The sequence below is a fragment of the Streptomyces sp. A01 genome, assembly GCF_059026195.1.
Genome location: NZ_JBWLKN010000033.1, coordinates 59678 through 69760, shown reverse-complemented (window position 1 = coordinate 69760; position 10083 = coordinate 59678). Strand labels below are relative to the sequence as shown.

Here is a 10083-nt window from a genome sequence, read left to right as displayed (position 1 = left end):
AACGATCACCCTCACAACGGGCAACGATCTCCGAACACCCATCCAAACCGCTGATCAGCGGTACTCAAGAACACCCCTGGGCCTGACCCCGGCGCCGGTGACCGAGGACGAGGTGCGCCAGCCCAGGCGCACACCCGATCTCTCCCAGCCTGTGCGCCATGTCCTGGGGCGGCGCTGGACCCAGCTGCTGCTCGTGGACGGCATGCAGCGGGTCCACCCGGACCAACTTGCTCCGGTGCTGCACTGCTTCGACCTCCTGCGCGAACAGCTCGGCATCACGACCATCTTCTGCGGTACCGGTGCCCGCGAGATCCTGCGGGCGGCCCGTGTGAAGACGGACCATCTCAGCGAGGCACAGCAGGGCCTGAGCCTGCGGGTCCCGATCATCGACGGCCCAGGCGGCACGGAACACAAGGTGCTCCCCCAGGCGGATCCCAGCCGGCTGCCGGTGACCTGGCTCGACCCCATCCCGCTGTACAGCGGCGACCAGGAGACCTGGCCGAGCGTTCTGCGCGGCTTCGAAGAGGACCTCTGCTTGCACCGGCTCTCTCCCCATGCGCTGGTCGGGGAGTACGAGTACCTGCACAGCCGCACCGGCGGCTATCTCAAGCTGCTGTCCCAGCTCATCTGCCAGGCGGCCATCACGGCCATCGAAGACGGCATCGAGGACATCACACGGGACCTGCTAGAGGACATCGACATCGGCGGCTGACCCCTGGGTGTCGCTGGCAGATCCACTGCGCATTGCGGGTGTCTCGGTTCCGGCCGTCTTCGTCCGTTCGGTGGCTGACTGCACCACCAAGATCAATCGCAAAGTGTTCACCCGGCCGGACGAGGAACTGCCGGACGAGGGCATCGAATCCACGGTCGGAGCTGGTCTCCTCGACCAGGATCGTTCCATGTCATGAGGGACGATTTCGCTGTCGCGCGTGGAATCCGCGGAGCAGCGCTTGTGGTGAGGTCCCCGTCGCCCGAATGGAACCGACGGCAAGCATCCCCCAGTACGTTGCAGCAGCGAGGACGACGGACCCGAATAGCCGCACCGGCGCGACACCGGTCGGCGCTGGCTGCTGCTATCTGCGGCCGGGCCGGCCGGCTCGTTAGGTCGGCCCGGCCAACGCTCACCTTCGGTTCCCGACTGCACCGCGGACCGCCCGGCGGGCCATGGCCCGCCGGGCGCAGGGAGAATACGGGATGTGATTCAACTCCTGGTGCAGGAACCTCTCCCGCGGGCCGAAGACCTCCAGCACGATCAGTGGCGTGCGATCGAAGACGCATACGGCCGTCTTGCTGCTGCTGTCGCTGCAGATGACCGTCCCCTCATCGTCGGCTCGGCCAAAGAGCTGGTCGAGTGCGTCGCCCGGGTCACGCTGGTGGCCTACGGCCGCGTGGTGGCCGACGGCGATGAGTACACGAAGGTGCTCGCGTCGGCGCATCAGGTCATCGAGCATGTGATCGGTCCGGACATTCCCGGCAACCATCCGTTGCGTCAAATCCCTGACTACGCCAAGAAGATGGCGATTCAGCTGCGGGAGCTGCGCAACCGCTACGGAACCGGGCACGGCCGCGCCACCATCCACGACATCACGGACGAGGTCGTCGACGCGTCCGTCCACGCCGCACTGGTCTGGGTGCGCTGGGCCCTGACCCGGCTTAAGACCGTGCTCCTGGGCGCCGTGGGGCCGCTGGTGGACGACCTTCACCGCAGCGTCTTCTCCCAGGGTGACCTTGCCGCTCGGCTGGAGGCGGCCAACATTCCCCGCCTCGACGAGGCCGAACAGCACCGGCTGGGCGTTGCCGTGGGCCAGCGCGCGGCCAGGGAGACCTTCACTGTCCGCCTTGAGGGCATCCGCGCCTGCGCGGATGCCCCGCAGCGGTGGCCGGACGACTACCGGGAAGGTGTGGTGCAGGGGCTGTTCGTCAACGACGACGGTCAGGCAGACGCCTACGCAGCCGCCAGCGCGGACTGCGCAGCCGAACTCCTGCAGCACCACTCCGCTCCCGAGACGGTCCTCGCCAGGCTCTCCGACGTGCTGGAGTCGGCCTCGTGGTCGCTGCGTTTCCAGCAAGACCACAGTGACATCCTCAACGCCATGACCGTCGCGCTGAGAAAGATGCCCGAGGCGGCAAGACCGGTCTGGAGCACGATCATCGCGGGGCTCGAGGCCCGCGCCCCCAACGGAATCCGATGACCAGCACGCCGCGACGGACCACAGCCGGCTTCGGGCGGGTGGGGCCGGGAGGCGCGACCCGCTACGGCACCCGGCCGGTGCCAGACGGACGTGGCGTCACGTCGAGGGCCCTCGCTGGGCTCAGCAACTCCTGCGCGACGACGGGCGGCGCGGCCAGGGTGACAATGCTTCCGGCCCAGTCAGCGGTGGTCTTGTAGGCAGCAATCGTGGCGATCTCCCACATCGACAGGGTTTCCACCATGAGCAGCCCGTCCCAGTCGAGCCCGATGGAAGGAAGCCGCACGCTGATCTCTACGTTCGCTGCGGGGTGCCTGGCGACGGCCGGGCTGGGGGGCCGCAGACGGGCGCTCTCGTCGTAGTAGGCATAATCCGGGCTGGCATCGTGGTAAGGGTCCTGCCGCTGCCGCCACGCCTGCCAGGCCTGCTCCAGGTGCGCGGTAGGTGTCTCGCCCTGCTGGAGCGTCTCGGCAGCCCGCTCGATCGCGGCCGTGTCGATGAGAGTCCGTTGTTCCTCGCACCGGCGATTCGCGTGGGCTGCGGCCCGCGCCAGGACGGGACGCGCCCAGCTGTGCAGCCAGGGGTGCGTCCGTAAGCCGTCGGTGGTCACCGCCAGCAGGAACTGCAGATAACGCCAGTGGTCCCAGTTGAAGTTGAGTCCGAGGAAGTCCGGCATGTAGTCCGGTTCCTGGCGGTTTATTACTTCTTCGTCCTCTTCTTCAAGAGCCTCGCAGAGACACACGAGGTCGGCGACGGCGCCCACCAGACCTCTGTCCGCAGGTGCACACTCCACACGGCAGCATCCGCACATACTCGCGGCAAAGAACGCACCGAAGCGGACACGATATACCTCCCCGGGACCGACACCAGCCGGGGCACGGCATGCAGGATTGCTGTGCACAAAGCTGTCGTCGGCCCACGTGACGGCGTCCATCGGCTGCCCGTAAAACCGCTCAATTGGCATACCATGACGGCGCATCAAGCTGGCCGGGACGGACTCCACTGACTCAGGCTTCACCCGCCCCACGGTAGGCCCGCACGCTATTGCCGGTGCAGAAACAACGACAGCACCCCACTATCGGGGCAATCTAGCCGAGATCGACGCGCCTGCAGACCATGTGCAGAGGACCGCGTCCATGTCCCGCATGCACCGCGAGTTCCAGTTGTTCTGGCCGCCCTCGCCTCTCTCCATCCCAGCATCGAGCACGGCCGAAGGGCCAGCGAACCTGTGTGATGGTGACGGAAGCATCGGGGCAGCCGCCGCTCAAAGGCTTTCTCCCGAGAGGAAGTCACTCCTTCAGCGGCCGCTCCTGCGGGCCACGGCGACGCCCAGGGAACGTAATCGACGTCGAGCACACCCTTTCAACGCCGTACGGTCTCAGCCCTGCCCAACTCCGTCAGCAAGCCTGGCACAACCTGGCGGCACGCGTCCGCATCCCGCGCACAGGCATATTGCTCCCGCGCCCTGTGCGGGTTTGCCTGGCTGCTCTCCCTCCCCACGTCGGAGTGGTGCCGACAGTGCCGAGTCGGGCGTCGCCCAGTTGGCGGGCTATTCCACGGAATCCGGCGCTCGGGCGAGCGGGTCCGCGAGAGGATGCATGGACGAGGCAGCGCGCACGGGGGCCGTGCTCAACCTAGGTTCAGCTGGACCGCACTAGGGCGTGCGGACTTGGGTGGCGTGGACACCGTGGAAGTGGGAAGAGCGAGGGCACGTGGCTGCGTGGTTTGAGCGTTTGGCAGCGATTCCCGGCGTGCGTTTCACCGGGAGTCCTGGAGTCGTCCGTGACTCGCTCGCGGCGGCGCGTGTCCGTCCGGAGAAGTCGTACGGCTCACTGATGTGGCCGTCGGCTGAGGGCAGTACGTCGGCAACGCCGGCCAGTCGGCATGTGCCGGTGGAGGCGAGCGGGGCGGGCTTGGTCACCCGGGTCTGGGAGGCGCTGGAGCTGCCTGGTGAGGCGATGGACTACCACTTCGTCCTGCAGGGTGCCGTGGACCGGCTGTGGAGCGGCCGGCGTGCATACCCTGACGGGCTTGCGCTGCTTGAGGTGTTCGCGCTGTTGGACTTGGAGTTGATGGAGGCTGCCCCGCAGGCGATCTCCTTTGACTCCGGCCCTTTCCCGGCAACGTTTGTGCACGTGACGTCCGTTCCGCGACTCGTGATGCTGCTGGAGCGCGAGGGCGCCTTCGCCGAGGCCCTCGGCGTGGCGCGGCGGCTGGGACGGTTCGGGCAGGGGGAGGATGCGGTGGCCCGCCTCTCGGAGAAGCTCGGGGCACTGACTGTTGAGGCGGCGGTTGGCGGGCTGGCGTGAGTGCCGGACTGGAGCAGTTGATCCCCTCGGCCTCCTTTCTGGAAGAGGCTTTCCTGCGCTGGGTGCTCACTCCGGCCGCGCAGCGGGGCATCGTGGCCCACGTGCGCAGCCAGCATCCGGTGACGGTCAATGAGCGCACCTACCGGCTGGATTATCTGATCGCAGGCGAGTCGCTGCATCTGGCCGTCGAGTTGGACGGGTTCACCTTCCACAGTGACCGTGCCGCCTTCACCTACGACCGGCTGCGGCAGAACGACCTGGCGGCCACGGGGCTGACGGTGCTGCGCTTTCCCTACGACGCGGTGCGCCTGGACACTGCACGCTGCGTGGCTCAGCTGCAGGCGATGCTGCGCCAGGATGTCGTGCTGGCGCCGCTGGTGATCGCCGCGCCGCGTGTCGAGGTCCCGGACATGGTGGGCGATCCCTTGCGGGCGGCCGATCCGCCTCGGGGCGTCCAGACGCCGGCCGATGAGGCCTATTTCGCCAGTGTGCGCGCTCGGGTCGTCCGGGAGCCGTTGCGGGCCTGCCAGGACGAGGCCCTGGCCGCGCTGGCCAACTATTACGCCTCCGGCGGCCGGCATGCGGCCACGGTGATGGCGGTCGGGGCCGGAAAGACCGCGCTGGGGGTGGCGGCTGTGTTGTCGTTCACCAGGCGGCGATCGTTGGTGGTGACGCCGGGCTCGGTCATCCGTGCCACCTTCGCCAAGGCGCTCGATCCGGGAGTGCCGGGCAATGTCCTGTACGGGCTGGCGGGCGGTCCGCTGCTGCCGGGTGCCCGGCCGCCGGCCACGCTGGTCTTGGACGCGGACGACGAGCAGATCAGCCGGGTGAGCCGGCAGCGGATGCTGGCCGCGGACGTGCTGGTGACGAACTTTCACGCGCTGGGCACCGGCGACAAGGACGGGGACCTGCTGGCCAAGTCGGAGCCGGAGGATGTCGACTTCATCGTCGTCGACGAGGCCCACATCGCGGCCAGCGCCTCCTATCAGCGGTTGTTCGCCCACTTTCGGGATGCGCACACGTTGTTGATGTCGGCGTGTTTCCAACGTCTGGACGGCAAGCCGATCGACGCCGATGTCGTCTACCGCTACCGGCTGGTGGATTCCATCGCGGATGGCTCGGCGAAAAACCTGCGTGTGCATCGGTTCGCCCCGGATGCGGCGGCGACGGTGTACGAGGCGGTGTGGCCCGACGGCCACCGCGAGCAGATCGTGGGCCGCCAAGCTCTGCTGGCCGCGCTCGGGGACGAGCGGAAGATGGCCCGCATCACCGCGCAGTCCGACGCCTCGATCCGGCACGTGATGACCGTGACACGGGCCTGTCTGGATGCGCAGGCCAAGCTGCTGGCCCCCGTCAAGCCCCGGGCGCTGTTTGCGGCGTTGGGTGAGGCCCACGCCCGACAGATCGCCCGGATCGCCGAAGAGCACGGCATCCCCTGCGCCACGCTGCACCACCGCATGTCGTCGTCGGCGATCAAAGCTACCCGGCGACGTTTCGAGTCGGACGCGGGTGACCTGCAGGGCATCGTGCAGTTGCGGATGCTTGGCCAGGGCTACGACTTCCCGCCCATCACCGTGGTCGTGCCCGTGCGTCACTATGGCAGCTTCGGCGAGTTCTACCAGTTCGTCGGGCGTGGGGTGCGGGTGCTGCGGCATCCCGGTCTGGCAGCCGAGCAGCAGTACCTGGATGTGGTCTGCCACGCCGAACTCGGCCTCGAGGACCATCTGGAGGCCATGTGCGAGGACAACGACATGGATCCCGCACTGCTGCTCGACCTCCCGCTGATCGATGTCAGCGCGCTGGAGGCGGACATCGCAAACGGTGACGGCGCTGAGGAAGGGGCATCTGACAGTGCGTTGCCGGGCGGGGTCGATGCGTTCGTGCTGTACGAGCAGGGGCGTGTAGAGCAGCGTGTCGTGCACGACCTGGACCGGGTGGAGGCCCGGCGCGCGGAGCGGGAGATGCAGCTGATGGCCCAGCGCTACGCCGTCTACGCGCAGAACACCGCGACTCCGATGCCGTTTGAGCAGTTCGTCGAGTACATGCGGAGGCTGACCGGTGGCCAGTGATCTGTCGCGCTGGTGGGAGCCTGCTCTCGACGCGCATCCCGAGAAACTGCTTGCCCTGGAGGCGGCTGCCGGACAGCAGCAGCGGTTCACTCAGCTCGACGCGCTCGCGGCCCGGTTGCTGGCTGCGGCGCTGGCCGGGCGGTCGGTGGCCTCGGTGATCAGGGGTGAAGGGCCAGAGGCAGCGGACAGCGTCGAGGTGTTGGGGCTTACCGCCCAGGAGAGGACGTGGTGCGCTGAGGCGTTCGGTCTTCAGGAGCAGCAGCGGCGCGGTGCCTGGTACCCTGCCGCAGAAGATGTCGCTCAAAGCCGGGGCGGTGAACCTGCCATCTCTGGTGCGCGAACGGCCCGCCCATGCCCTGACGTTGGCCGCGGACAGCTCGGCCAGCGTCAGTTTGGTGGACGGCGCGGCCGAGGCGGTGTTGCTGTGGTCGGTGCTGGTTCCGTTGTTCGAGACACTGGTCGAGCCGGTCCGGGTGCGGGCGGCGGGCCCGGCGAAGGCGATCGACGACCAGCGGCGGCTGTGGTCCGGCATCGAGGAGCGCTACCGCTTGCTCGGAATTGCCGACGAGGCGCTGGAGATCTTCAACTTCGGCGGCGGCTGGCACCGGTTGGACCGACCCGGGCAGCAACGCGCCCGCCTCCGTCTCCTGGACGCCCTTACGGCCATCGATCCGCTGCAGTTGGTCACCCGTCATCGCAGCCTGCAGATGCATGCCCTGATGGCTGGCTTCGCGAAGAAGGCCAAGACCGGCACTGCCCTGGCGCGGCGGGTTCTGACGCGCGCCCTGCAGCGGGTCGTCTGCGGCTATTTCGCTGGCAACTGGCTGGCCGTACTGGACTACCTTCAGGCGCCGCCGCACCCGGACGAGGAGGTCATCACCGCGCTGCCCGAGCCGCGCCTGTATGTGGGGATGTCCGCCCAGGCGGCCGGCATGGCGGCCGAGGCGGGCATCCCGGAGGACGAGATTCATGCGATGCTCGCGGCCTTCCTTGGCGGCCCGACCTCCCTCTCCCCTGTCGAGGAGCGCGTGGCGGCGCTGCGCGACTGGTGGACGGCCTTCGACCAGACGCACGCCGCCCAACGACCCGGCATGCGGTCGCTGTGGGGGCTCGTCGACAACGAGGTCATGGCCTTTGAGTCGGACGAGCACGGCCAGCAGCTGTACCGGCAGGTGCTGCCCGCTTCTGTCAACGAGCAGGTGGACCGGCTGTGGCAGTCGGTGACGCTGGAGCGGCACGCCAAGAGCATCGTCAGCAACCCACGCCCCCACCAGCTGATGGCCGAAACCCTCGGCCCGGCCCTGGAGTTCTGGCACGGCGTTGCGCTCACCGCCTGGTTCGTGTGCGAAGGTCCCTACTCCCGCACTCCCCTGTCCGGTGTAGCCGACTACTACAGCCGTCCCCTCGCCGCGCTCCGCGCCGTCGGCTGCCCCGTCTCACCGGATCTGATCGAGGAACTGCGCATTGCGGAGCGGCATTTGGGGCCGGAGGAAGCGATCATCAGGGAGCGCAGGGAGCTCCCGGTGGACACGGCCGTCGGTTCTTTCACCCTGACGATGAGTCACAGCAGCGGCAGCCGCCGGGAAGGCTTCGAGCGGGTGCGTGACATCATCACCCGCCATCGCCGTGCCTGGGCCGAGCAGTACCTCGATACCTACCTGCAGCAGCGCTGGCGCACCGCGCTGCAAGAGGTCGCACGGGCCCACCACCGGTACGTGGCCGCGAAGGGCCAGCCGCCCACCCTGATCCAGTTCGCCCAGTTCGCCGCCGCCGCGGCCAACCAATGGACCGGCGGCGACCTCGGCGGCCTGTACACCGCGATCGGAGAGCCCGCGCCCGCCCAGCAGGAGCGCCCGGCCCGTCTCCTGCCGGGTGACGGCAGTGACTTCGCCCGCCGCGTATACACCGCACTCGGCGGCATCGCCGTCGACAACGACCTGCGCATGAACCAGCCCGAAGAAGCCCAACGGCAATGGCAACTCACCCGACTGGCCGTCGAAAGCCTACGCTACCTGCAACTCCACGAAGCCCTCGGACAGCCCCCCACGCCCACACAGTTCGGCGCCGCACGGCTGGCATGGCCCTGGCCTGGAGAGGAAGCCGAAGGCTGGCCCGTCTTTCAGCACACCCTGGCAGCGCTAACCAACACCAGCCCACCCTCCGAGACACCGGACGCGGAAGCAGCCGCTACCCCGCCGGGTGCCGGGAAGGAGCTGAGCAAGGGGGCCAACGCCCTTCTGGAAGCCGAATCCGTCACGGTGCGCCTCATCACCACCGGTGTACCCGTCGATGTCTCCGCCGTACTCCTCACCAGCCACGGCAAAGTACGCGGCGACCACGATCTCGTCTTCTACAACCATCCCTACCAAGACGGTGTCCACAGCAGTACGGCAGCCATCACAGCGGAACTGCCCCACATCCCTGCTGACATCCACAGCGTGGCCGTCATCGCCAGCATCGGCCTCGAAGCACAGCCCACGGCTGCCTTCGACCAGCACTCCACATGGCGCGCGGAGACGACCCAGCCCTCGGGCACCAGCTTGTCCTTCGAACCAGCGCCCTTCACTTCGGGCGAGACCGTCTCCGTCGTCGTGGAGATCTATCGGCACGCAGCGGGCTGGAAGGTGCGTGCTGTCGGTCAGGGCTACGACACGGGCCTGGCAGGCATGGCCACGGACTTCGGCATCAACGTCGAGGGCTAACGGTTCCAAACGAGACACCCAGCCGGGGATCATCACGGCTGGACACGGCACTTACACGACGGCGGGCCCACCGGTCAGCGCGTGCAGGGTCCGACCACACCAGGACCACCGGATCGGGCCTCCCAACGCCCCTGCGCATCGGGCTCTTAGGCTCGCCCAACGGGACACGAAGACCGCTCAATCACATAAAGGTTCTCAACAACCTCAGGGAATCTCAGACAAGTCCAGGTAGCGCAGGTCAAGCCCCTTCAAGTCTTCAGGCCACAGATGCACCTGCCGTCACATGTGCAGGTCACGGGCCAGACAGGCCGAGATCAAGATCAATCTCATACACAGGCAGGGAACCGAGCCAACAAAGCAGCGGACAATCTCACGCGCCTGAGTAGAGACGAGACCCCACAGTGGTGCGGCGGCCGGTCGCGCAGGTCGCGACCGCCGCGAGGGCGGTGCGTACGGCCAGGCCGCTGTCGAGGAGGACACCGTCGAGGTCGAAGAGCACCGCTTGCCGGGTCACCGGACACTTCCCGGGGCGGTGAGCAGCGCGGACAGGACCATCCGGTGCTCAGTAGGTGTTTTCCATCCTCGATGGAAAACACCTACTCAGAGGTCGCTTTACTCTTCTTTGCCCCGTTATTGGGCGGTTTTGAGGGCTCGGCGGTGTGGTGCTGGTGGTGCTGCTGAGAGGTGACGTGGTTTTCGGGACGGGTGGTGTGGCGCGCGGGGCGGAAGGCGGTCTGCGCCTGTCTCATTCCAAGACGCCCCGTTCTGTGCCGTGCTTCCGCCGATGGCGGTGCGCGCCTGGGCGCACACCACG

At 67.8% G+C, this 10083-nt stretch carries 7 protein-coding genes and 1 pseudogene; 6 read left to right on the top strand and 2 right to left on the bottom strand.

Annotated elements, in window-relative coordinates; genetic code table 11:
* The 3 genes and pseudogenes from AC5P1B_RS31150 to AC5P1B_RS31140 form a co-directional block, all read left to right on the top strand.
* A pseudogene (locus tag AC5P1B_RS31150) lies at nucleotides 1–712 on the top strand (hypothetical protein); the annotation flags it as partial.
* A gap of 70 nt (nucleotides 713–782) precedes the next feature.
* Nucleotides 783–908, top strand: coding sequence for a hypothetical protein (locus AC5P1B_RS31145; protein WP_493891337.1), 126 nt, complete (start codon nucleotides 783–785; stop codon nucleotides 906–908).
* Between the two features lie 288 nt (nucleotides 909–1196).
* Nucleotides 1197–2192: an abortive infection family protein gene (locus AC5P1B_RS31140; protein WP_493891336.1), complete on the top strand. Its 996-nt coding sequence runs from the start codon at nucleotides 1197–1199 to the stop codon at nucleotides 2190–2192.
* A gap of 61 nt (nucleotides 2193–2253) precedes the next feature.
* On the opposite strand, the gene AC5P1B_RS31135 is transcribed toward AC5P1B_RS31140, so the two are convergent.
* On the bottom strand, nucleotides 2254–2952 hold the full coding sequence (locus AC5P1B_RS31135) for a ricin-type beta-trefoil lectin domain protein (protein WP_493891335.1): 699 nt from the start codon (nucleotides 2950–2952) through the stop codon (nucleotides 2254–2256).
* 1123 nt (nucleotides 2953–4075) lie between these two features.
* Between AC5P1B_RS31135 and AC5P1B_RS31130 the strand changes: the two genes are divergently transcribed.
* From AC5P1B_RS31130 to AC5P1B_RS31120, 3 genes are all read left to right on the top strand, one after another.
* Nucleotides 4076–4498 carry a hypothetical protein gene (locus tag AC5P1B_RS31130; protein ID WP_493891334.1) on the top strand — a complete coding sequence of 141 codons (423 nt, stop codon included), beginning with the start codon at nucleotides 4076–4078 and terminating at the stop codon, nucleotides 4496–4498.
* The gene (locus tag AC5P1B_RS31125) at nucleotides 4495–6567 is read left to right on the top strand and encodes a DEAD/DEAH box helicase family protein (protein WP_493891333.1); all 2073 of its coding nucleotides are present in this window, start codon (nucleotides 4495–4497) and stop codon (nucleotides 6565–6567) included. The genes AC5P1B_RS31130 and AC5P1B_RS31125 overlap by 4 nt, the downstream gene beginning before the upstream one ends.
* 269 nt (nucleotides 6568–6836) lie before the next feature.
* Nucleotides 6837–9269 (top strand): TerD family protein, encoded by a 2433-nt coding sequence (locus AC5P1B_RS31120; RefSeq protein ID WP_493891332.1) that lies wholly within the window; start codon nucleotides 6837–6839, stop codon nucleotides 9267–9269.
* Nucleotides 9270–9639: 370 nt separating this feature from the next.
* On the opposite strand, the gene AC5P1B_RS31115 is transcribed toward AC5P1B_RS31120, so the two are convergent.
* Nucleotides 9640–9783, bottom strand: coding sequence for a hypothetical protein (locus AC5P1B_RS31115; RefSeq protein WP_493891331.1), 144 nt, complete (start codon nucleotides 9781–9783; stop codon nucleotides 9640–9642).
* Nucleotides 9784–10083 lie beyond the last annotated feature (300 nt).